Consider the following 22,241-nt stretch of genomic DNA (forward strand, 5'->3'; position numbering starts at 1 on the left):
AGGAAATCTCCATGCGCGACGTCGTTGAAATCGGGATGGGCCGCGAGGCCCGCCGCACCTACAACCTGCACGACGTGGACATCGTCCCGTCCCGCAGGACCCGCTCCGCGAAGCATGTGTCGACCACCTGGCAGATCGATGCGTACTCGTTCGAGATGCCGCTGATGACCCATCCGAGTGACGCCGTGGTGTCCCCGGAATCGGCGGCCGAGTTCTCGCGGCTCGGGGGACTGTCGGTGCTCAATGGCGAAGGACTGTGGGCGCGCCACGAGGACCCGGCCGCGGAAATCGCGAAGTTGCGCGAGCTCGCTGCCGACTGGGACCCGACCGACCTGTCCAAGCCGAATAAGGCCGTGCGGTACCTGCAGCAGCTGCACCAAGCTCCGCTGCGCCACGACCTTCTGGAGAACGTCGTAGCGACGATGCGCGAGTCCGGTCACACCGTCGCCGTGCGGGTGTCCCCGCAGCATGCCGAGGAGCTCGCGCCGGTGCTCATCAAGGCCGGCGTGGAGATGCTCGTCGTGCAGGGCACGATCATCTCCGCAGAGCATGTAATCGGCGAGCCGGGCGAGGACGGAACGACGCCGGAGCCGCTCAACCTCAAGGACTTCATCTACCAGCTCGATATCCCGGTCATCGCCGGCGGTGTCGTCGACTACCGTACGGCGCTGCACCTCATGCGAACCGGTGCCGCCGGCGTCATTGTCGGTTTCGGGCACGTTCCCGGAGTATCGACCACCGGTGAGGTACTCGGCATGAACGTGGCGATGGCGACCGCGATCGCCGACGCTGCGGCCGCGCGCCGCGACTATCTCGACGAGACCGGCGGGCGCTACGTCCACGTGATCGCAGACGGCGACATCGCCGCCTCCGGCGACATCACCCGTGCGATCGCCTGCGGCGCCGACGCGGTCTCGCTGGGCCTGCTGCTCGCGCAGTCCGACGAGGCGCCGGGCAAGGGGACCTTCTGGCAGTCCACGGCCGCGCACCCGTCGGTGCCACGCGGGGACGTGCAGCCGGTGTTCGACTCGACCGTGCCGATGGAGGAAGTCCTCCTCGGGCCGACCGCGGAACCCTTCGGTACCCGGAACCTTCTCGGCGGCCTGCGCCGGGCGATGGGTAAATCCGGCTACACCGACGTCAAGGGATTCCAAAAGGTCGACCTCGCGGTCCGGCCGGACTAGCGACCACCGAAATTAGACAAATCGCCCCCGAATGTAAGGCCGGCTACCGCGGGGATCTGACCACGGAGTAGGGTTCTGTGTAACCCAAGCCACTCCCCGGAGTGGCTGACGGGTGTTTGGTCAGCCCCTGCCCAGGAGGACTTACATGTCGGCCGTCCCGAATTCCGCCGCCTCTGCCCGTAAAACCGCCGGACCCGTCGACGTCGACGTGCTCGTCGTCGGCTCCGGATTCGGAGGCTCGGTGTCCGCGCTGCGGCTCACCGAGAAGGGCTATAAGGTCGCCGTCGTCGAGGCGGGGCGACGCTTCGAGGACGACCAGATGGCCAAGACCTCGTGGCGGCTGCACAAGTACGTGTGGGCGCCGAAACTCGGTCTGTTCGGCGTGCAGCGTATGCATCTGCTCAAGGACGTGATGATCCTCGCCGGAGCGGGCGTCGGTGGAGGCTCACTCAATTACGCGAACACCCTCTACAAGCCGGGTGAGACGTTCTTCAAGGACAAGCAGTGGGCCCACATCACCGACTGGGATGACGAGCTCTCGCCGTTCTACGATCAGGCCCGCCGCATGCTCGGCGTGGTGACAAACCCGCTGGACACCCCGTCGGATTCGGTGATGCAGCGCGTCGCCGCGAAGATGGGCGCCTCGGACACCTTCCGCAAGACGCCGGTGGGCGTGTACTTCGGGAAGAAGACCGGCGGCAAGGGCGACATCGGGGAGACCGTCGAGGATCCGTACTTCGGCGGCGTGGGGCCGAATCGGACGGTGTGCACCGAGTGCGGTAACTGCATGGTCGGCTGCCGCGTCGGTGCGAAGAACACGCTGCTCAAGAATTATCTCGGGCTCGCCGAGAAGGCGGGCGCGAGGATCTGGGATCGCACGACCGTGACCGGTCTGCGGCCCCGCTCGGACGGAACGTGGGAGGTGCAGCTCGAGCGCACCGGCAGGTGGACGAAATGGGGCAAGAAGGCGCGCACCGTTGTCGCCGGGCAGGTTGTGCTCGCCGCCGGCACCTGGGGAACCCAGCACCTCCTGCACTTCGCGAAGGCCGATGGGCGGCTCCCGAACCTGTCCCCGGCGCTCGGAGAGCTGACGCGCACGAACTCCGAGTCGATCCTCGGCGCGATGGCGGACGAGGTCGACCCCGAGGCCGATTATTCGTCGGGCATCGCGATTACGTCCTCGTTCTATCCGCGTCCGGACACCCACATCGAGCCGGTGCGCTATGGCAAGGGATCGAACGCGATCGGCGCGCTCCAGACCCTGCTCACCGACGGCGATCGTTCTCGAATCGGCCAGTTGCTCGCCGGGGTCATGAAGAACCCGTTGCTGCCGCTCAAGCTGCTCAACCTGCGGCACTGGTCCGAGCGCACGATTATCGCGTTGGTGATGCAGAACCTCGACAACTCGCTGACGACATACGTCCACAGGTTCGGCCCCTTCAAGTTCGTCACCTCCCGGCAGGGGCACGGGGCGCCGAACCCGACATGGATCCCGGCGGGCAACGAGGCCACCCGTCATATTGCCGACGAGATCAACGGCATCGCCGGTGGCACGTGGAGCGAGATCGCCAATATCCCCCTGACGGCGCACTTCCTCGGCGGATGCGCGATCTCTGATCAACCGGACAAGGGCGTCCTCGATCCCTTCCACCGCGTGTGGAACTATCCGACGCTCCACGTGGTCGACGGCGCCTCGATTTCGGCGAACCTCGGCGTCAACCCCTCGCTTTCCATTACGGCGCAGGCCGAGCGCGCGATGTCGCTGTGGCCCAATAAGGGAGAGGCGGATACGCGCCCCGAGCAGGGCGAGGGCTACCGGCGGATCACTCCGGTGGCGCCGACCGCGCCGGTCGTGCCGGAGTCGGCACCGGGTGCGCTGCGGCTGCCGATCGTCGCCGTCGGTTAGCGGCGCAGCGCCGCCCGTCTACACTGGTTTCCGTGACAGAGCCGCAGAACTCAGCAGTGTCCCTCTCCGCCCCGCGACCCGTGCTCGTCGTGGATTTCGGCGCGCAGTACGCGCAGCTCATCGCGCGCCGTGTGCGCGAGGCCCGCATCTACTCCGAGGTGGTGCCGCACACCGCGACCGCCGCGGAGATCGAGGCGAAGAACCCGGTGGCGATCGTGCTGTCCGGCGGCCCCGCTTCGGTGTACGCCGACGGCGCGCCGAGCATCGACCCGGGCGTGTTCGATCTCGGGTTGCCGATGTTCGGCATCTGCTACGGCTTCCAGGTAATGGCCCAGGCGCTCGGCGGCGAAGTAGCGAAGACCGGTTCGCGCGAGTACGGCCGCACCGATATGGAGGTCTCCGGCGGTGCGCTGCACGCCGGCCTACCCGGCTCGCATCCGGTGTGGATGAGCCACGGCGACTCGGTACACGCCGCTCCGGAGGGCTTCGAGGTGACGGCGACGACCGCCGGCGCCCCGGTCGCCGCGTTCGAGAACACCGCAGGCAAGATGGCCGGCGTCCAGTACCACCCGGAGGTGCTGCACTCGCCGCACGGCCAGGAGGTACTCACCCGCTTCCTCACCGAGGTCGCAGGGCTCGAGCCGAGTTGGACGGCGGCGAATATTGCGGACCAGCTCATCGACGCGGTGCGTGAGCAGGTCGGTGAGGGACGCGCGATCTGCGGGCTCTCCGGCGGCGTCGATTCGGCTGTCGCGGCGGCGCTCGTGCAGCGCGCGATCGGCGACCGGCTCACGTGCGTCTTCGTCGATCACGGCCTGCTGCGCGCGGGCGAGCGCGAGCAGGTGGAGAAGGAATTCGTCGCCTCGACGGGCGCCCGTCTGGTCACCCGCGACGATTCGGACACCTACCTCGGCTTCCTCGACGGGGTCACCGATCCGGAGGAGAAGCGCAAGATCATCGGCCGCGAGTTCATCCGTTCCTTCGAGGGCGCGGTGTCCGAGGTGTTGGGCGCGGAATCCGAGAGTGGCGCGAGCGTCGATTTTCTCGTGCAGGGCACGCTGTACCCGGACGTGGTCGAGTCCGGTGGCGGAGCCGGCACGGCGAACATCAAGAGCCACCACAACGTCGGCGGGCTGCCGGAGGATCTCGAGTTTTCCCTCGTCGAGCCGCTTCGGCTGCTGTTCAAGGACGAGGTTCGTGCGGTCGGGCGCGAGCTTGGCCTGCCCGAGTCTATCGTCGGCCGGCACCCGTTCCCGGGGCCGGGACTTGCGATTCGCATTGTCGGCGCCGTGTCGCGCGAGCGCCTGGACACACTGCGCGCGGCGGACGCGATTGCGCGCGAGGAGATGACGGCGGCGGGCCTCGACGACCAGGTGTGGCAGTGCCCCGTTGTGCTGTTGGCCGATGTTCGTTCCGTCGGCGTGCAGGGCGATGGCCGGACCTACGGCCATCCGATCGTGCTGCGGCCGGTGTCGTCGGAGGACGCCATGACGGCGGACTGGACGCGGATGCCGTATGAGACGCTGGCGAAGATTTCGAACCGGATCACGAACGAGGTGCCCGACGTCAACCGCGTGGTTCTCGATGTGACGAGCAAGCCACCGGGGACGATCGAGTGGGAGTAGCTGCCGGCGGCGCCTATTAGATGGCGCCCTGGGCGTGGAGCTCGCGGAGACCCTGAGTGGTTTTCTTCGCGAGCTCTTCGCGTATTTCGGCCACCGTCGTCGCGCCGATGTCGAGATTGCCGGCCGCCTCGACCAGTTCGTCATCGGTGAGCGAGGCGAGGACATGTTCCGAGGAGCGCAGCAGGTCCGCGTCTCCGAAGAAGGGGCGCCGGGCGACCATGGCGGTGGCCCAGCGCGCCGAACCCGACAGCGCGCGCAGCTCGGGGGTGATCTCGCGGATGCAGGATCCGGCGAGCGCGCCCTGCCCTGCGGTCGGTACCGCGCAGGAATTGGCGTCGGGTCCGGTGTTCATCAGGATCTCCTCGTCGCGCGTGGGTTGTAGGTCTGTGCGGTTCAACGCCGTTCGGGCGCGACTCATTCCGCGGAGCTTCGGTTGCCGCGGAGGACGGGTTGCACGGCGGCGGGGAGGTCGCCGATGAGCTCGCTCGAATGGGACGGGTGGACGAGGTAGTCGGGCGGGGAGTGCGACTTGTCGCCGGACCGCGCGCCTGCGCCCATGGGCATCGCGCCCATCATCGGTCCGCCCATGCGCGAGCCGGCCGTCGATCCGGCGGAACCGGGGGAAGCGACAGGCGAGCCCGAACCCGCGGTGAGCCCGGTTCCTGCGCTCGGCCCTGTGCCCGCGCGCGGCGCACCGCCGGCCGCGCCGGGACCGCCCGATGTGCCGGCTCCGCTCGAGGTGTTTCCGCCCGTAGAGAACGGCAGACCCGAGCGGGCAGAACCTCCGCCGGCAGTTGCGCTAAGCGGTCTCGCACTCGCCGAAGTGCCGCTCCCGACCGCGCCCGCACCGGTCGAGCTCGAACCATTTGGCATTCCGCGCGCGCCGATCGGCGCCGAGGAGGAAGTCCCGGACACCGTTCTCGCGCCCGGGGAGGAACTCGAATCCCGCCCAACTGTGGTGCTCGTGCCACTCGCCGCAGGGGTAGGCGCGGCGGCGCCGGATCGGCTCGGGCTTGTGGCAGTCGCGCTCACGGGGCGTGTCGCTCCGCCGGATGCCGCGCCTACGCCCGCCGGCATGACGCCGGACGCCGCATGCCCCGACGCGGCCGATGTCCCCACCACCGGTGAACCGGCGGAAGACGGCGAGCCGCCACCTCCCGCGGGTGCCGGCGCGCTGGCGCCGCCTGCGGAGCTGGACGCTGCCTGGGTGGCCGCATCCACGCCGGTCCGAGATGCGCCGCCTACCCCGCCTTCGGGCCCGACGATCTCGCGGTTCCACAACGCCACCGGCGATACGCCTTCGGTGCCGACCCCGCCGGCACTGCCGACGCGGTGTGCCGGGGTAAAGGTGAGCCCAGAGAGGTTTGCGCCTTCAAGACGCGGGTTGTAGTCGGAATGGATCACGCGTTGCGCGTCCAGCCGGGCGGACTCGCGCGAAGCCGCAGCCTCGCTGTCGCGGCCTGCGCCGGTATCGGGCGTGATTCCGCCGACGCGGTCGCGAGTGAACTCGTAGCCTTCGGCCAGGGAATTCGCCCGGTCTGCGACAGTCGTCAATTGACCGGCCAGTTCGGTCGCCGAGCTGTGGAATTGCGCTACGTTCGATATCGCAGTGTTCGCGAACTCGCCCTGCCAGGACGATCCGAGTTCGCTGTTCACGCTTGCGAGGAGCTGGTCTGCTGCGGAACTCAATGTCTGCGAGGCAGTGGAGAACTGTTCAGCTGTCGAGCGAAGGTCACCGGGGGACAGGCTCTCGGCACCCGACTTCATCTCGTCCAGCGACATCCCGGAAGCGTCCTCGCCGGCCACCCAGCTGAACTTGTCGGTTCGCGAGCTCTCCGCGTCGAAGGCACTGATGGAACTGAGGCCGGCGATCGCCATTGACGGACCATTGATCGACGGCGGCGCGCTGGCCGCGTTCTTGAGCGCAGCGGCTGCTTCCTCATCCTGTGCAGATAGATTTCCACCTGCGATCTGAAAGAGTGCCCCCATCGCCGTCGCCTGAGAATGGAAATCGTCAAGCAACTGCGGAAGAGCCTGGCTTCCGCAGTTTGAGTAGACCCCATTTATTTCTGCGGCTGACCTAAAGTCAGGGCTCGTAAATGACCGACTTTTCGTCGCGGATGAATTTGTAGTTTGCAGGATCGCTTCTGAAAACTGCCGACAAGAAGCGCTAAGTCTTTCCGCCGCGGCCGGGTCAAGGTAAAACTGATCACTCATGATCTGGGCTCCGGAATTGATGCAGACAAAGCAATGAAGACGTCCGTCACGCTTTCGCAAGTGTCCTGATCGTTTCGGACTGCGTTAGATTCGGTCGTTACTCGAATTGCGTCCAGGGTTATCAGTCCACGATTGGTTTCAGCCGCAACGCCACAGGCCATTTGTCGATTCCGAGAAGGCCGTTCCAACGTCCCAAGAACATATGAGCCGATGTCACTTACGGACGTAATTTCTTCGGAGAATCCGTCTGAGAGTTGGTCCATCGGCGTCCAGAGCGAACCGATACTGAGTGTGAAATTGGCAGACTTCCAACCGCACTGGCGAAAGGGAGGATCCTCAGAAGAATCATCCGCTTCTGGCCAGGGCGTCGGGTTTTCGAGGCCCGCCGCGGCGAGGTCCTCGAGGGAGATCTCGGTGCACGGGTTGAACAGTTCGGGGCGGTCCTCGATGGGAAGGGTCCACGGATCCACGGCAGCGGGCGCCGATGCGGCGGTGTCCGCCGCAGCGGAGCCTTCGGGGAGCGGAGCCGCGCCGTCATCCCCCAACGAGCAGGCGGACAGCGTGCCACCGAGCACCGCAAGAAAAGCGCAGGATGCGCCGACTCTTATCCTCATGTCCACAACGACGTTCCGTCCCATGTCTCTGGTTCCCCGAACTTGAGAGAAAGTTTTGCACGAAAACCTTTTCGCTGCGGACGAGCGGCCCGAAGAAACTCGCCCGACGGCGCAAGCTGGCGGGTTAATCTTGGGCCATGAGTTTCCTCGGCGCAGGACGGGCAGCCCAGTCGGCCATCTTCTCCCGCGGGGTCGCGGGGCTAAAGCCCAAGGTCCCGACCTCGCCGCGCGCGCTGGAGGAGGCGGCGTGCAAGGCGATGGGAGCGAAGGCGCGTGCCTACGTCGTGGGCAGCGCCGGCGCGGAGAACTCTGCGAACGCGAACCGCACGTCCCTCGACCGGGTCGAAATCCTTCCGCGCATGCTGCGGGAGACGACCGCGCGCGATATGTCGACCACGGTGCTCGGGCAACACCTGGAGGCTCCCGTGCTGGTCGCGCCGGTCGGGGCGGCTGGGCTCGTCCGGCGTCATTCCGATGTGGCAATCGGAGAGGCGGCGGCGAAGGTCGGCGTGCCGTACATACTGTCGAGCCAGGGCTCGGACCCGATGGAAGAGGTCGCGGCGGCGATGGGCGCGGGGCCGCGCTGGTTCCAGCTCTATTGGAGTAAGGACACAGAGCTCGTGCGCAGTTTCGTGCGGCGCGCGGAGTCGGCGGGTGCGGGGGCGATCGTGCTCACCGTCGACACGACGCTGCTCGGGTGGCGCCCGCGCGACCTCGACCTCGGTAGCCTGCCGTTCGCGCGCGGGATCGGCATCGCGCAATACACCACCGACCCGCGGTTCGAAGAGCTCGTCGCCGAGCGGCTGGCGGCGCCGCCCGAAAATTCCGACGCGCAGGCCGATCCGCCGCCGACGCCCGCCGCGGTGCGTACGCTGCTCGACATTTGTAGAAACCACCCTGGCGATTTCCTCGACAACCTCCGCTCGCCCGTGCCGCGCGCAGCGGTGCAGACGTTTCTTGACGTGTACTCGAATCCCGCCCTGTCCTGGGAGCACGTGGAACAGCTTCGCGGGATGACGTCGCTGCCCGTCGTCATCAAGGGAATCCTGACCCCCGCCGATGCGAAGCGGGCGTTCGCCGTGGGAGCCGACGCGGTGATGGTGTCCAACCACGGCGGGCGGCAGGTCGACGGGACGATCGGCGCGCTCGACGCGCTGCGCGAGATTCGCGGCGCCGTGTCCCGTACCGACACGTTGCTGTTCGATTCGGGCGTGCGTGGCGGGGCGGATGTGTTCAAGGCGATCGCGTGCGGCGCGGACGCGGTAACGATTGGGCGGCCGAGCATCTACGGGCTCGCGATCGATGGCAGGCGGGGGGTGGAGGCGGTGCTGCGCAACATCATCGCCGAGTTCGACCTGACGATGGCGCTCGCCGGTGTGCGTTCGCTCGCGGAGATCGATGCGTCGACGGTGCGTACGCGCGAGGCGCTGTAGTCCCTCCGCCTGGGAGTCCGCGGCCAGCGTTTCTTCGCGCTCCGGCGTAGGCTCGGCTGCAGGGGCGACCGAAGTTCCTCGGGAACCGGCCGGGGCCGGTCGCTGGAGGGAGATTCGTTATGGCTCAGCAACTTTCAGACTCGTATGAGTATGTAATCGTCGGCGGTGGGGTCGCCGCAGATAAGGCTGCGCGGGCGATCTCCGCGGAGTCCGGCGGCGGGGGAATCCTCGTCGTGTCGGCCGATCCGGACGGCCCCGTCTACCGCCCGGACCTGTCGAAAGACCTGTGGCAGAAATCGGGCGCAGAGGCGGACCCTGCCGGCTCACTGCTCGGTACAGGGGAAGTCGACGGAGTCGAGCTGGCGCTCGACGCGACCGCGACCGCTCTCGATCCCGACGCACACACCGTCACTATCGCGGCCGGCGGCGAGGAAAAGGTCGTGTCCTTCGGCAAGCTCCTGCTCGCCACGGGAGCGAGCCCGAACAAGCCCGCCGAGCTCGACGATCCGCGCGTGGTCTACCTGCGAAGCACCGATGACTATCGCCGACTCCGGAGCCTCGCCCATGATGGCGTGCGCGCGATCGTCGCAGGTGGCGGATATATTGGCTCCGAGATCGCGGCGGCGCTCGTGGCGAACGGAGCGCGCACCACGATGGTCTACCGCGAGGCAAAGCTACTCAGCCAGATGTTCTCCTCGTCGATTGTCGAGCGTGTGGAGGAATCGTTCCGGTCGGGCGGCGTCGAGCTGCGCCCCGCGTTCGAGATCGGCGAGATCGTCGCGGGAAACGAGCAGGTTTCCGTCGTCAGTGCGTCGGGAGAGGCGGTGGACGGCGACCTTGTCGTCGTCGGCTTCGGCGTCCACCCGAACATTGATCTCGCCGAGGCTGCGGGACTCACCGTTGACGGCGGGGTGGTGGTCGATTCCGAACTACGCACCTCGGCGCCGGACGTGTACGCGGCCGGTGATCTCGTGGTGTTTGAGGATCCGCTGTTCGGGCGTCGACGCGTCGAGCACGTCGACCACGCCGAGCACTCGGGGGAGACGGCCGGCAAGAACATGGCCGGGGCGTCCGAGAACTACGACTACACGCCGATGTTCTGGTCCGACCTGTTCGATGACGGCTATGAGGCGGTCGGCAGCCTCGACGGGCACGCCGAGACCATCGAAACGTGGGACGACGACGGCAGCGCCGCGGTGGTGTGGTACCTACGCGACGCCTCGCCGATCGGCGTGCTGCTGTGGAACACGTGGGATTCGGTGGGCAAGGCAAAGCAGGCAATCGCCGACGTCAAGGCGGGAAAGCTTGCCGTCGACGACCTGCGCACGGTGATTGAGCCGGGGTAGGTCGGCAATGGGAGCCCGTTAGCGCGACATTGCGCGACGAGCACCGAGAATCCAGGTGATCCCGGCTGCGAGCAGTCCGCACACGGCGCCGACGAGCGTGCCGGTGACGATGCTCGACACCGCCGCGAAGGCTCGGACGATCGCGTCGTTAACCACGGGCGAGAGCTCGGAGAGGTTCCCGCCGAGCTGCGGAGTGCCGTCGGGGAACGACGAGGTCCACAAGAGCTGATGGCCGGCCATGAGCCCGATCCCGTAGACGATGCCGACGACGGTGAGCGTGAGGAACGGCTTTCGAATCCGCGCGAATACGGCAACTCCGATCCAGACCAGCGGCGGCACGAACACGAACAGTGTGTTGACGACCGTACCTTCGTCGATCACGCCGAGGTCGTGGAGGATCACCCGCGGTACGGCGAGCGCGGCGAGCACGAGGATGGCCCGGAGAGGCAAACCGAGCCGGGGTAGGCGAGTGTCGTGGGAAGAGGGATGGGTGGGCGCGGAAGCTGTCATGCCAGTTAGTCAATCCGGCTCCGCGCGGGAAGACATCGGCCTCCGGGCGCGCCCTAGGTATGCAAAAAGCGACACCCGGGCGCGCCTCAACGCGACGCCCGCGCACTCAGTCCAACCGGAAGCGCACCTGGGTGCCGGGCGCGGCCTGCGCGAGCAGCGGCAGGTCGTCGGGGTGGACCACGGCGATCACGGGATACCCTCCGGTCGTGGGGTGATCGGCCATGAAGACCAGCGGTTGCCCGCTCGCCGGAACCTGGATCGCCCCGCAGATGATGCCCTCCGACGTCAGCTCGTCGGTGATGCTGCGTTCGAGCTCCGGCCCCTCGAGGCGCACGCCGATCCGATTCGAGCGCGCGCCGACGGAGTAGGCAGATGTGCGTAGCAGCTTGAGCGCGTCGTCGGTGAACCAGTCGAGCCGCGGGCCGGGCAAAATGCGGGCCTCGACCACCTTCGCGATGGGGGCGACGGCGGCGTGGTCGATCCACGCGGTCGGCGACTCCGCGGGGTCCGGCACGCCCACCGGGATCGAGGTGCCATCGGCCAGCGGATCGGGACCGAGTCCGGACAATACATCCGTAGAGCGGGAAGCGAACAGCGCGGGCGCATCGAACCCGCCCGCAACCGCGAGGTAGGAGCGCAAGCCCGCCCGCGGCATGCCGAGGCGCACCGGCGTGCCAGCCGGAACGCGGAGGGCGGCATTGATGCCCTCAAGCCGCTCGCCGACGAACACGTCGAGCTCGGCGCCGGTGACCGCGAGGCGCACGTCCTCGTCGAACTCCACCTCGAGCCCGCCGAGCGTGGCCTCGATCGTCGCGCGGTGCTCGCCGTTGCCCACGAGCCTGTTCGCGAGCCCGTGGCTGCGCCGATCCATCGCTCCCGAGACCGGGATGCCCGTGCCCATATGGCCGGCGCGGCCGAGGTCCTGGAGAGTCGACAGCGGCCCTGCCTTGCGGATGAGTGCGTGCGACGTCATACCTACGCCTTCCCTTCCTGCTGCGGCACGAAGCGAACCTCGTCGCCCGGGGCGAGCCTGTTCGGACGCGGCCAGTCGTCGTCCCACAGCGGCACGGTCGCGTGCCCGATGAGGTTCCAACCGCCCGGCGACGTGCGTGGATACACCGCGGAGAACTCGCCGGCCACCGCTACCGAGCGCGGCGGGACGGCATCGCGCGGGTCATCGCGGCGCGGCAACTGGAGCTTGGAGGGAAGCCCGGTCAGGTAGCCGAAGCCCGGGCTGAACCCCATGAACGCCACGCGATACGTCGGCTCGGAATGGAGGCGTATGACGTCGGAGGTGCTGCCGCCGATCTGGCGGGCGACGTCATCGAGATCGGGGCCCGAGTAGTCGACGGGAATCTCGTGCAGCTCGCCTGCGCGAACGTCGGCGGTGCCCGGCACCCACTGCTCGCAGGTCGCAACGGCCGCGGCGCGCGCGGACGGGTCCTCGGCCTCGATCATCACGGTGCGCCCGGCGGGGACGAGCTCGACAACCCCACCGAGTTCGCCCGCCGCGCGGGCCTCGGACAGGTGAGCGAACAGGTCCTCTACTTCTGTCAGGGAACCGAGTTCGAGGAGCGAGGCGTGCGGACCGTAGGGGAGCACGCGGAACGGGCGGTCGGCGCGGAGTTCGCGGGGAGCGGAAGACATCTAGGGCACCTGGTAATCGGAGTCGGGGGCATCGGTGATGAGCATCATGCCCGGCGAATGGGTGATGGCCAGCGGCGGGGCCGACGCCATAACCATGGCCTGCGGGGTGACCCCGCACGCCCAGAACACGGGAACGTCGCCGTCATCGATAACGGGCGGGTCGCCGAAATCGGGCTGCGCGAGATCGGCGATACCGAGCGCGGCGGGCTCGCCGATATGCACCGGCGCGCCGTGCACCGAGGGGAAGCGCGAAGAGATGCGGACGGCATCGGCGACCTGTTCGGCGGGGATCGCGCGCATCGATACGACGAGCTCACCGCGGAATTCGCCCGCGGGCCGGCACGCGCGGTTCGTGCGATACATCGGCACGTTGCGGCCGGCATCGATGTGCCGCACGGGCACGCCCGCGGCGAGCAGTGGGTGCTCGAAGGTGAACGAGCAGCCGATGAGGAACGCGACCATGTCCTCGCTCCAGAACTCGCTCGCGTCCGGGGTTTCGGCGACGAGAGAGCCGTCGCGCCAGATGCGGTAGCCAGGGGCGTCGGTGCGCACGTCGGCGAGCGGATCGCTCGCGCCGTGCGTGCCTCCGCCGAGAATCCCGGCGCGGAACTGCCCCGGCTCGAGCACCTCGAGCACCGGGCAGGGCTTCGGATTGCGCTGGGCGAACAGGAGGAAATCGAAGGCCTGCTCCCGGGGCAGCGCGATGAGATTCGCCTGCGCGAAACCGGTGCACCACCCCGAGGTCGGGACCGATGGGCCTCCGCGGAAGAAGGCGCGGGCCTGGGCCGGGGTAAGCGCGCCCGGGTCGGCGGGGAGTTCGATGATGGCCATCACGCGCCGCGCTTCCCGGCGAACGAGGCGATGGTGACGCCGGCGGCCTCGAGCTCGGCGCGGACCGCCCGCGCCATCTCCACTGCGCCCGGGGAATCGCCGTGCGTGCAGATCGACGCGGCATCGATGCGGACCTCGCCGCCCGTGCGGTCGGGCAGCGCGCCGTCGGTGACGAGCCGCACCATCCGCTGCGAGACCTCGGCCGGATCGCTGAGCACCGAGCCGGGCTCGCGGCGGCTGGCGAGCGTGCCGTCGGAATTGTAGGCGCGGTCGGCGAACGCCTCGACCGCAGTACCGAGCCCGGACTGTTCGGCTTGTGCGAGCAGCTGCGAGCCGGGCAGTCCGAGCATCACGAGGCCCGAGTCGAACGACGCCACCGCCTCGGCGATCGCGCGGGCCTGGACATCGTCTGTGAACGCGTTGTTGTACAGCGCACCATGGGGTTTGACGTAGGAGATCTCGCCTCCCACGGTGCGCGCCATCCCGTCGATCGCGGCGAGTTGGTAGAGCACGTCCGCGCGCAGCTCCTCAGGGGCGTAATCGATGTAGCGGCGACCGAACCCGGCGAGGTCCCGGTAGGCGACGTGCGCCCCGACCGTGACCCCGCGGGAGAAGGCCTGCTCGAGCGTGCGGAGCAAGACCAGCGGGTCGCCGGCGTGGAAGGCGCAGGCGACGTTCGCGCTGGAGACGATGTCGAGCATCGCCGCGTCGTCGCCCATCGTCCACTGGCCGAAGGACTCGCCGAGATCGGCGTTGAGGTCGATGTGGTGGTCACTCATGTCAAAGCTCCTCGAATTGCTCGGTGCTATGCGTTCCACAGGTCCTGGAGACCGCCGATCGATTCCACGCCCAGCCATAGCGTGAGCAGCCAGGCCAGCACACCCACGATAAGCAGCCACGTCGGGTACTGGTACCCGTGAAGCAGGTCGCGTCGGCGCCAGGCGACGTAGACGATGACCGTGAACCCGATGGGCAGGATGATTCCGTTCAGGGCGCCGGCGAAGATCAGCAGAGTGGTCGGTGCCTTGCCGAGGAGAAGGAACAACGCGAGGCAGGCGACGATGAACCCGACGGTGAGGTAGTTGCGCGTGCGGGGCGTGGTCTTCTGCGTGGTGATGAAGGACACCGTGGTGTAGGACGCCCCGATCACCGAGGTCAGCGCCGCCGCCCAGAAGATGATGCCGAACATCCGCAAACCGACCTCGCCGGCCGCGAACTGGAAGGCATCGGCAGCCGCGTTGTCCTCTCCGAGCGCAGCGCCCGCGTGAACGACACCGAGGATCGCGAGAAACAGCACGGCGCGCATGATTCCGGTGACGATGATGCCCATGACCGAGCTACGGGCGATGGAGCTCGCGTGCTCGGGTCCGGTCTGCCCGGCGTCAACAAGCCTGTGTGCGCCAGCGTAGGTGATGTAGCCGCCCACTGTGCCGCCGATGAGCGTGGTGATGATGACGACGTCGATGGTGTCGGGAAGGACGGCCTGGGTCATCGCCTCGCCCACGGGAGGGGAGGAGGTTACCGCAACGTAGATCGTCAGCCCGATCATGACGAAGCCGAGCACGACGACGATGCGGTCGAGGGCGGCGCCGGCGCGTTTGATGAGGAAGATCGCGATCGCGACAACGCACGAAATAACCGCGCCGGTCCGCGGTTCGAGACCGAGCATCGCATCGGTGCCCAGGCCCGTGCCCGAGATATTTCCGATGTTGAATACAGCGCCGCCGAAGAAAACGAGCCCGGCGAGCACCCAGCCGAGGCCGGGTAGGACGGTGTTGGCGAGTTCGTTGGCGCGCATCCCGGCGACACCGAGCACTCGCCACACGTTCATCTGCACCGCGAAGTCGACCAGGATCGACACGAGGATCGCGAAGGCGAACGCGGCGCCGATCTGGACGGTGAAGCTGGTGGTTTGGGTGATGAACCCGGGGCCCACGGCGGAGGTCGCCATGAGGAACATCGCACCGAGCACGGTGCCGCTCGCGGATGTGGATGCGGGTTTTTTCGCCGCTGCGCCATCGGAGTTGTCGTCGCGTCTTCCGACGTTCGCCGGAGTATCGGAGCTGGCCATGAGCTCTCCTCGTGGGTGGACCCGCGTGATGAGGCGGGGTGTCGGTGTCAAAGGTAGCGTGTGAGCTAACACACAGTGTGTAGGATTGTCCCACAATTGCGCAAGACCTAATTCACCTTGGTGGACTTAAGAATCTTGATGCAATCCGGTGGAAGGAGGTGGCGATGGAACGGCAGACCGAGGACACTGCCGTCGTCGTCGGCCGCGCGTTTGCCTCGCTGCGGCCGCCGTCGACCATGGACGCGGCCGTATCCGCGCTGCGTGAGGCCATAGTCCGGGGCGATATCGCTCCCGGCTCGCGGCTCGTCGAATCCGCGCTCACCGAGTCCATGGGCGTCTCGCGCAACACGATTCGCGAGGTTTTCCGCCTCCTCGAAACCGAAAGACTTATTGAGCACGTAACAAACCGGGGTGTCTTCGTGCGCCGCCTCACCGCCTCCGACGTCACCGATGTCTACGCGGTCCGCCTGCTCATCGAGGTCAATGCCCTTCGCCGCGCGGGGGAGTCCTCTGGCCGCGCGCGTCGCGTCGCGGTGCACGAGATGCGGGAGGCTATCGAGGCGGGGCGAACGGCGATCCGCGAGAAGGACAAGTGGGGACTGGGGTTCGCGGACCTCAATTTTCACGCCGCCATCGCCGGGCTCTCGGAGAGTCCGCGGCTCATCCAATTCATGGCCGGGCTCAAGACCGAGCTCCGCCTCGCCTTCGCCGCCACCAACGACGTGCTCGATTTCCAGCACCCCTATGTCGAGCGCAACCAGAAGGTGTACGAACTTTTCCTCGCCGAGGACTTCGATGGGGCGGCAGACGAACTCGAGCGCTATCTCTCCGAAGCCAAGGCCGATCTGCTCGACCGGCTCGAGCGCGCGCGGGTGACCGAGTAGAACGCGGCATCGTCCAACTCGGTCACCCCCGCCGGCGCGATGGTGGCCGATTCGGCCGTGCAGCGCGGGTACCGCCACTACCCTTACTCGCATGTCTGCACCAGCAATCGTCGTCACCGGAGCCTCGGGCGGTATCGGCCAGGCGGTGGCCCGGCGCCTGTCCCAGGACGCGCCGCAGAATTCGACGCTGGTGCTGGGGTATCGCAGCGCATCGCCGGACAATCTCGCCGCCGAGTGCCTCGATCTCGCTGGCGAGGCGGGGCGCGCTATTTGCGTAGAGCGCGTGCGTCTGGACTTCTCCGCTGCCGAACGCGAAGAAGCCGCCGCAGTGCTCGACGATATCGGTAAGCGCTGCGGCGGCATCGCTGTGTTCGCGCACTGCGCCGGCCCGCACGTGCCCATGGTGCACATGTCTTCGGTTATGACGGCGGACGTCGCCGCCCAGCTCGACGACGATGCCGCCGGGTTCTTCGCCGCAGCGTCCGCGGCGCTGCCTCACCTTCGCGCCGCGCGCGGCGCCGTGGTGGCGGTGACCACCGCCGCAACGAGCCGGTACCCGGTCCGCGACGGCCTCTCCGCCATCCCCAAGGGCGCGGTCGAGCAGATCGCCTGGGCGCTCGCCGCGGAGGAGGGGCGCTACGGGGTGCGCGTCAACTGCGTCGGCCCGGGGATGCTCACCGACGGCATGGCCGCCCGGCTCATCGACTCAGGCGAGCTCGACTCCCGCGCCCTCGAGGTGACGAAGTCGAACATCCCGCTGCGGCGCTTCGGCAGCGCCGAGGACGTCGCCGAGGCCGTGGCCTTCCTCGCCTCCCCGCGCGCCGGCTTCATCTCCGGGCAGAAGCTCGACGTCGACGGAGGCTATGGGGTCTAGAATGCTGCCGGTGGCTCGCTCAGCGTCCGAGTAGCCGCTGCATGAATCCCGTTTTCGGTTCGCTCTCGTGTCCCGGGCACCGCTCGGATTTCGGGATCGGACCCATCACCTGGTCGACGTGATTGCCGCAACCGGCCCAGGTGGTTTTTCCGCATTTCTTACAGGTGACTGCTCTGCACATGGTTTGTCCTCTGTGTAGTCGTATTCGTGGTGGTTTCGAGATCGCCGGCCGGCGCCGGGGAGGCGGGCGCCGACCGACGTTGCGGCCGGGGTCCGCTCAGCTGCGCGCTGCCTCCCAGGCGGCGTAGCTGCCCTCGAGCTCGACAATGTCGAAGCCCTGGCGGCGCAGCATCGAGGACACGACGCTGTTCCTCGCCCCGGACTGGCAGAACGTGACCAGCGGTCCATCGCTCGGCAGCGCGTCCAGCGTCCAGTGGGCCTTTCCTCCCGGGAGGTGGAGCGCACCGTCGATGGTTCCGGCGTCGAATTCCGTCTGCTCGCGGACGTCGACGAGCGCGGCGTAGTCGGTGTCGGACAGGTCGTCGACGGCGACCAGCTTCGGCACTTGGGTGAGATCGGCGTCCGCGGGGGAGAAGTAGTCGACCTCGTTGTCGACGCCGACGCGCACGAAGGCGTCCGAGCAATCGCGAGCGAGCTCGGCGTCATCGGTGGCGATGATCAGCCGGCGGTGTTCGCTGTCGGGATCGATGGTCCACGCGGCGAACTTGGACGCGTTTGCTCCCGCGGGAATGTTGAGCGAGCCCGGGTAGGTGCCCGAATGCACGGCGTGCTGATCTCGCGGATCGACGACGATGGCTTCCTCGTCGCGTACGAGACCGTCCACGGCTTCCGACTCCAATTCGTCGGGGCGGTGGCGCTGGCCGAGCAGCGCAGGCCCCTCCTTGTTGAGGCGCTTCATCCTGGAGAAGTACGTCGGCGCGTCCGGCTGTCCTTCGAGAAGCGAGTCGATGAAGCCCTGCTCATCATCGTTTTCCACGAACGGCGCCCACCAGGCGGTCGCGCGCTCGTAGCCGACGGTCGTCGATGGGACGGCGCCCAACGATTTGCCGCACGGGCTTCCCGCCCCGTGTGCCGGGAACACCTGCACGTAGTCGGGCATGGTGAGGAAGGTGTTCTTCAAGCTGCGGAAGAGGTCCTTCGCGCCGGTGAAGCGCGTGTCCTCGCCGCCGGCGGCCTCATCGAGGAGGTCGGGGCGCCCGACATCGCCGACGAACACGAAATCGCCGGTGAGCATGTAGCCGGGCTCGTCCGCCACGGCGCCGTCGGTGATGAGAAAGGTGAGGTGCTCCGGGGTGTGGCCGGGCGTATGCACCGCCTCGACGGTGATGTTGCCGAGGGTGATCGTGTCTCCCGTGTGCAGCCGCTCGGCCTCGAACCCGTACTGCCAGTCCTCGCCGCCTTCGCCCGAGACGTACAGGGTGGCGCCCGTGGTCGCGGCGAGCTCGCGGCTCCCGGAAAGGTAGTCGGCGTGGATGTGGGTTTCGGTGACGGCCTCGATCGTCAAGCCGTGCTTGGCGGCCAGGTCGAGGTAGACCGAGACGTCGCGACGCGGGTCGACGACGAGCGCCGTGTTCTTCTTCTGGCAGGCGATCATGAAGCTCGCGTGTGCGAGTCCGTCCTCATAGACGCGTTCGAAAAGCATAATCACTCCAATTCGTGTGGTGACAACGTTGAGAATAATACCCCCTGGGGTATATTGCAAGGATGAGTTCGCCCCGGGTGCGAACCGGCGAATAGGTGTCCCGCATATCCCCCCGGGGTATTCTGGGTGGATCATCGAGGTGAAAGGAAAAGTCGAATGGAACTCGAAGCCACGGAATTGAAGGCAGTCGCCAATCGGCTCAAGCGCGCGCAGGGGCAGCTCGCCGGCGTCGTGCGGATGGTCGAGGAAGGAGGCGATTGCCAGCAGGTCGTCAACCAGCTCGCCGCGGTGTCGAAGGCACTCGATCGGGCGGGCTTTGCCATCATCTCCACCGGATTGCAGCAATGTCTGACGTCGGAGGATCCGGAAGTCGACGTCAAGGCGCTGGAAAAGATGTTCCTCAGCCTCGCGTAGGCGTCGGTCGGGGCCCGCGTGGCGCTCCCGATTTTTCCGCTAACCGAGGACTCTGGGGAGGCTCTGCGCCGCGGTCGCCAGCGCGACGACGAGGAGAATGCCGGCAAAGGCGAGCTTCAGCGTGCGTGGCTCGACGCGGCGCGACACCGCGGTGCCGGCAAACGCGCCGGCCACCGTGGCGGCGGACATCGCGGCAATGGCCGGCCAGGGGAGCGAGGTCGCGGTCTCGGCGTGGAGGCCGAGCGAGATCGCGCCGTTGATGGCGACGATGACCAACGACGTGCCCACCGCGCTGGTGATCGGCACTCCGAGTGCGATCGTCAGGGCGGGGACGACGAGAAAACCGCCACCCACCCCGAACATGCCGGTGAGGAAGCCCGTGGCCGTCGCGGTGGCGAGGGTGACCGCTCGTGTGCGCCACTTCGGCGCCCTGCGATCGCCGGTCTCGGCGGCGTTCTCCGATCGAGTGCCGCGAAACATCGTGAACGCAACGACGGCGAGGATCACCGCAAAGAGGCTCATCAACACGTCTTCGTCGACCATGCCGGCGACTCGGCTACCGAGGAAAGCGCCCGGTAGGCCGGCGAGGCCGAAGGCAATGCCCAGCGTAAAGCGGATACTTGTGCCTGTGCCTGTGCCTGTGCTCGAGCTTGTTCCCCGCTGGGCGATTCCGGCCAGCGCGCCGGTTCCGACGACGACGAGGGAGGCCACGGTCGCCTCGTGTGGAGGTAGGCCGAGCCCGAAGGTCAGTAGCGGAACCGCCAAAATGGCGCCGCCGCCTCCCAGGCTTCCGACCAGAAGTCCGACGATCAGTCCGCCGACAATCGCGATAACCACAAATGACCCTCCTCGAGTGGGTGTCGACTGCCAATATACCCCAGGGGGTATATGAAGCAAGTGGGCTTTGCGGAGAATGGCCGAGGAGGACGCCCGGATCGAGCTGATCGATGCGCAGGGGCTGAGAGTGAAGTCGAGTACGTGGGTGTAGAAGCGGCGTAGGCTCGGGACATGAAGACGCACACGGAAAGTCGCGTAATTCCACGCTCGCAGAACATCGCCCGCTACGCGCTCGGCGGATTCATGTCGTTTGCCGGCATCGCGCACCTGACGTTTGCACGGCAGGAGTTCCAGGCTCAGGTGCCGGACTGGTTCCCGCTCGGCGAGGACTTCACCGTCCTTGCCTCCGGAGTTGCCGAGGTAGGGCTCGGCGCTGCGCTCCTGGGATTTCCGCAACGTCGCCGTCAGGCCGGTATCGCACTGGCGGTGTTCTACGTATTGATCTTCCCCGGGAACATCGCGCAATACGCCGAAGGAACCGACGGCTTTGGGCTCGACACCGACGGCAAGCGATTGGCGCGGCTGTTTTTCCAACCGCCGCTGATAGCGGCTGCGCTGTGGGCCGGCGGAATCCCGAAGCGTGCTCGCCGCAACACCGCACGGCGACGATAGAACAGAACGACGGTGGGAATCGCCCAGCTCCGGTCCTGGGAACATCGAACGGGAGGACTTTGCCGATGAGGTCCGACGATCCAGCGGACGTGACTGACCGCAGCGCCGAACTGCTCGAGGTGTTGCGTGAACGATCGCCGCTCGTGCAGAACATCACCAACGCAGTGGCGACGAACTTCACCGCGAACGTGCTCTTGGCGATCGGCGCCTCCCCGGCGATGGTCGACATCCCCACCGAGGCGGAGGAGTTCGCGCGCATCGCGTCCGGCGTGCTCATCAACCTCGGGACCCCGCACGAGGAGGCGAGAGCGGCCATGCCGGCGACCGCGCAGGCCGCGCGGGCGTCCGACACCCCCTGGGTGCTGGACCCGGTCGCGGTGGGGGCGCTTCCGGTGCGCACGACCCTCGCCCGCGAGCTTGTCGCGCTGCGGCCGACGATCGTGCGCGGCAACGCCTCGGAGATCCTTTCTCTCGCCGGGTTCGGGGAAGGCGGGCGAGGCGTCGAGTCCACGGACTCTCCCGAGGGCGCACTGGACGCGGCGCTCTCGTTGGCACGCGAGCACGGCGCGGTCGTCGCCGTTTCGGGGCCGACCGACGTGATAACCGACGGCCGGCAGGTGATGAGGGTGAGCAACGGGCACCCGCTGCTCACGAAGGTCACCGGAGCCGGGTGCGCCCTGGGCGCGGTGATGGCGGCATTCGCCTCGCTCGAGTCTGATGCTTTGGTCGCGGCCATCGCGGCTACCTCCGTCTACACCATCGCCGCGGAGCTGGCGGCCGAGAAATCGTCCGGCCCGGGAAGTTTCGCCGCGGCGTTCGTGGACGAGCTGGCACGCATCGATGCGGACACCGTTCGCGCCCGAATGGCCGTGGCATGACCTCCCGCGTCGATCCCGGTTACCTACGCACCTATCTCGTGACCGACCCGGTGCTGTGCGGGGCGCGCGGCGTGCTGTCCGTCATCGAGTCGGCTGTGGCCGGAGGGGCGACCACGGTGCAGATCCGGGATAAGACTGCTGGCGGGCGGGAGCTGTTCGAGCTCGTCTGCCGGGCGGCGGAGCTCACCGACGGGAAGGCGACGTTGCTCGTCAACGACCGAGTGGACGTGTACAGCGCCGCGAAGGCGGTGGGCGCCGCCGTCGACGGAGTTCACCTCGGACAAGAAGACCTGCCGGTCGCGGCGGTCCGCAAGGCAATCGGACCGGACGCCGTCATCGGATTATCGGCGGACACGCATGCCCACCTCGACGAGGTCCACGCGCTTGGTCCGGGGACCGTCGACTATCTGGGCGTCGGGGCGATCCGGGAAACCAGCACCAAGGCGGATCATCCCGCGCCGCTGGGGTACGTGGGATTCGCGCAGGTCGCCGCGGCTACGACACTGCCGTGCGTGGCAATCGGGGGAGTGCAGGCCCGCGACACCCTCGCGCTGCGCGAAGCGGGCGCCGCAGGAGTGGCGACCGTGTCGGCGATATGCGCCGCCGACGATCCAAGACGCGCGGCCCGCGAATTCGCCCAGGCGTGGGATGCGGCCGAGGCGCCAAGCGGAAAGTAGGGGCTTACGCTTTCTACC

The 22,241-nt window shown here is 67.6% G+C and carries 22 protein-coding genes; 11 read left to right on the top strand and 11 right to left on the bottom strand.

The genetic code is table 11. The features are described 5' to 3' along the window. The first annotated feature begins 11 nt into the window (after window positions 1–11). The 3 genes from BJL86_RS04530 to guaA all read left to right on the top strand — a co-directional run bounded on the left by BJL86_RS04530 (window position 12) and on the right by guaA (window position 4,715). On the top strand, window positions 12–1,184 hold the full coding sequence (locus tag BJL86_RS04530; protein WP_067473995.1) for a GuaB3 family IMP dehydrogenase-related protein: 1,173 nt from the start codon (window positions 12–14) through the stop codon (window positions 1,182–1,184). A 145-nt stretch (window positions 1,185–1,329) separates the two neighbouring features. Next, a complete protein-coding gene (locus tag BJL86_RS04535; protein WP_067473998.1) occupies window positions 1,330–3,090 on the top strand; it encodes a GMC family oxidoreductase in 1,761 nt (586 codons plus the stop codon). 32 nt (window positions 3,091–3,122) lie between these two features. Beyond that, the gene (guaA, locus tag BJL86_RS04540) at window positions 3,123–4,715 is read left to right on the top strand and encodes a glutamine-hydrolyzing GMP synthase (protein WP_269447025.1); all 1,593 of its coding nucleotides are present in this window, start codon (window positions 3,123–3,125) and stop codon (window positions 4,713–4,715) included. Between the two features lie 16 nt (window positions 4,716–4,731). Here guaA and BJL86_RS04545 read toward each other — a convergent pair whose 3' ends face one another. From BJL86_RS04545 to BJL86_RS04555, 3 genes are all read right to left on the bottom strand, one after another. Further along, window positions 4,732–5,067, bottom strand: a complete 336-nt coding sequence (locus tag BJL86_RS04545; RefSeq protein WP_156515292.1) for a hypothetical protein — start codon at window positions 5,065–5,067, stop codon at window positions 4,732–4,734. A 62-nt stretch (window positions 5,068–5,129) separates the two neighbouring features. Further along, entirely contained in the window at window positions 5,130–6,704 is a 1,575-nt protein-coding gene (locus BJL86_RS04550) for a WXG100 family type VII secretion target (protein ID WP_075844843.1), read from the bottom strand. Window positions 6,705–6,928: 224 nt separating this feature from the next. After that, a complete protein-coding gene (locus BJL86_RS04555; RefSeq protein WP_067475691.1) occupies window positions 6,929–7,570 on the bottom strand; it encodes a DUF3558 family protein in 642 nt (213 codons plus the stop codon). Between the two features lie 113 nt (window positions 7,571–7,683). Between BJL86_RS04555 and BJL86_RS04560 the strand changes: the two genes are divergently transcribed. Both BJL86_RS04560 and BJL86_RS04565 read left to right on the top strand, forming a co-directional pair. Then, window positions 7,684–8,979 (top strand): alpha-hydroxy-acid oxidizing protein, encoded by a 1,296-nt coding sequence (locus BJL86_RS04560; RefSeq protein WP_067475694.1) that lies wholly within the window; start codon window positions 7,684–7,686, stop codon window positions 8,977–8,979. A 119-nt stretch (window positions 8,980–9,098) separates the two neighbouring features. Further along, the gene (locus BJL86_RS04565) at window positions 9,099–10,325 is read left to right on the top strand and encodes an NAD(P)/FAD-dependent oxidoreductase (RefSeq protein WP_067475697.1); all 1,227 of its coding nucleotides are present in this window, start codon (window positions 9,099–9,101) and stop codon (window positions 10,323–10,325) included. A gap of 18 nt (window positions 10,326–10,343) precedes the next feature. On the opposite strand, the gene BJL86_RS04570 is transcribed toward BJL86_RS04565, so the two are convergent. The 6 genes from BJL86_RS04570 to BJL86_RS04595 form a co-directional block, all read right to left on the bottom strand. Beyond that, on the bottom strand, window positions 10,344–10,835 hold the full coding sequence (locus BJL86_RS04570; RefSeq protein WP_067475700.1) for a hypothetical protein: 492 nt from the start codon (window positions 10,833–10,835) through the stop codon (window positions 10,344–10,346). A 106-nt stretch (window positions 10,836–10,941) separates the two neighbouring features. Then, entirely contained in the window at window positions 10,942–11,808 is an 867-nt protein-coding gene (locus tag BJL86_RS04575) for a 5-oxoprolinase subunit C family protein (protein ID WP_067475703.1), read from the bottom strand. 2 nt (window positions 11,809–11,810) lie between these two features. Next, window positions 11,811–12,482 (bottom strand): 5-oxoprolinase subunit B family protein, encoded by a 672-nt coding sequence (locus BJL86_RS04580; protein ID WP_067475704.1) that lies wholly within the window; start codon window positions 12,480–12,482, stop codon window positions 11,811–11,813. Beyond that, entirely contained in the window at window positions 12,483–13,313 is an 831-nt protein-coding gene (locus tag BJL86_RS04585; protein ID WP_067475705.1) for a putative hydro-lyase, read from the bottom strand. Continuing rightward, window positions 13,313–14,092: a LamB/YcsF family protein gene (locus BJL86_RS04590; protein WP_067475706.1), complete on the bottom strand. Its 780-nt coding sequence runs from the start codon at window positions 14,090–14,092 to the stop codon at window positions 13,313–13,315. The genes BJL86_RS04585 and BJL86_RS04590 overlap by 1 nt, the downstream gene beginning before the upstream one ends. Window positions 14,093–14,118: 26 nt before the next feature. Beyond that, on the bottom strand, window positions 14,119–15,384 hold the full coding sequence (locus BJL86_RS04595; protein WP_067475708.1) for an NRAMP family divalent metal transporter: 1,266 nt from the start codon (window positions 15,382–15,384) through the stop codon (window positions 14,119–14,121). Between the two features lie 164 nt (window positions 15,385–15,548). Between BJL86_RS04595 and BJL86_RS04600 the strand changes: the two genes are divergently transcribed. Together BJL86_RS04600 and BJL86_RS04605 are read left to right on the top strand one after the other, a co-directional pair. Continuing rightward, complete coding sequence (locus BJL86_RS04600) at window positions 15,549–16,268, top strand: GntR family transcriptional regulator (protein ID WP_067475711.1); 720 nt, start codon at window positions 15,549–15,551, stop codon at window positions 16,266–16,268. A gap of 91 nt (window positions 16,269–16,359) precedes the next feature. Beyond that, window positions 16,360–17,142, top strand: a complete 783-nt coding sequence (locus tag BJL86_RS04605) for an SDR family NAD(P)-dependent oxidoreductase (protein ID WP_067475713.1) — start codon at window positions 16,360–16,362, stop codon at window positions 17,140–17,142. A gap of 277 nt (window positions 17,143–17,419) precedes the next feature. Here BJL86_RS04605 and BJL86_RS04610 read toward each other — a convergent pair whose 3' ends face one another. Beyond that, the gene (locus BJL86_RS04610) at window positions 17,420–18,805 is read right to left on the bottom strand and encodes an MBL fold metallo-hydrolase (protein WP_067475716.1); all 1,386 of its coding nucleotides are present in this window, start codon (window positions 18,803–18,805) and stop codon (window positions 17,420–17,422) included. 156 nt (window positions 18,806–18,961) lie between these two features. On the opposite strand from BJL86_RS04610, the gene BJL86_RS04615 reads away from it, so the two are divergent. After that, window positions 18,962–19,219, top strand: a complete 258-nt coding sequence (locus tag BJL86_RS04615) for a metal-sensitive transcriptional regulator (protein WP_067475719.1) — start codon at window positions 18,962–18,964, stop codon at window positions 19,217–19,219. A gap of 39 nt (window positions 19,220–19,258) precedes the next feature. Here BJL86_RS04615 and BJL86_RS16725 read toward each other — a convergent pair whose 3' ends face one another. Next, window positions 19,259–20,056 carry a sulfite exporter TauE/SafE family protein gene (locus BJL86_RS16725; protein ID WP_067475722.1) on the bottom strand — a complete coding sequence of 266 codons (798 nt, stop codon included), beginning with the start codon at window positions 20,054–20,056 and terminating at the stop codon, window positions 19,259–19,261. A 171-nt stretch (window positions 20,057–20,227) separates the two neighbouring features. On the opposite strand from BJL86_RS16725, the gene BJL86_RS17055 reads away from it, so the two are divergent. The 3 genes from BJL86_RS17055 (at window position 20,228) to thiE (ending at window position 22,223) form a co-directional block, all read left to right on the top strand. Continuing rightward, window positions 20,228–20,668, top strand: a complete 441-nt coding sequence (locus BJL86_RS17055; protein ID WP_067475724.1) for a DoxX family protein — start codon at window positions 20,228–20,230, stop codon at window positions 20,666–20,668. A gap of 89 nt (window positions 20,669–20,757) precedes the next feature. After that, on the top strand, window positions 20,758–21,546 hold the full coding sequence (gene thiM, locus BJL86_RS04630) for a hydroxyethylthiazole kinase (RefSeq protein ID WP_414836072.1): 789 nt from the start codon (window positions 20,758–20,760) through the stop codon (window positions 21,544–21,546). Beyond that, window positions 21,543–22,223, top strand: a complete 681-nt coding sequence (gene thiE / locus BJL86_RS04635) for a thiamine phosphate synthase (protein ID WP_067475730.1) — start codon at window positions 21,543–21,545, stop codon at window positions 22,221–22,223. The genes thiM and thiE overlap by 4 nt, the downstream gene beginning before the upstream one ends. Window positions 22,224–22,241: the final 18 nt, after the last annotated feature.

Origin of the sequence: Dietzia timorensis (assembly GCF_001659785.1) — a bacterium.
GTDB lineage: Bacteria > Actinomycetota > Actinomycetes > Mycobacteriales > Mycobacteriaceae > Dietzia > Dietzia timorensis.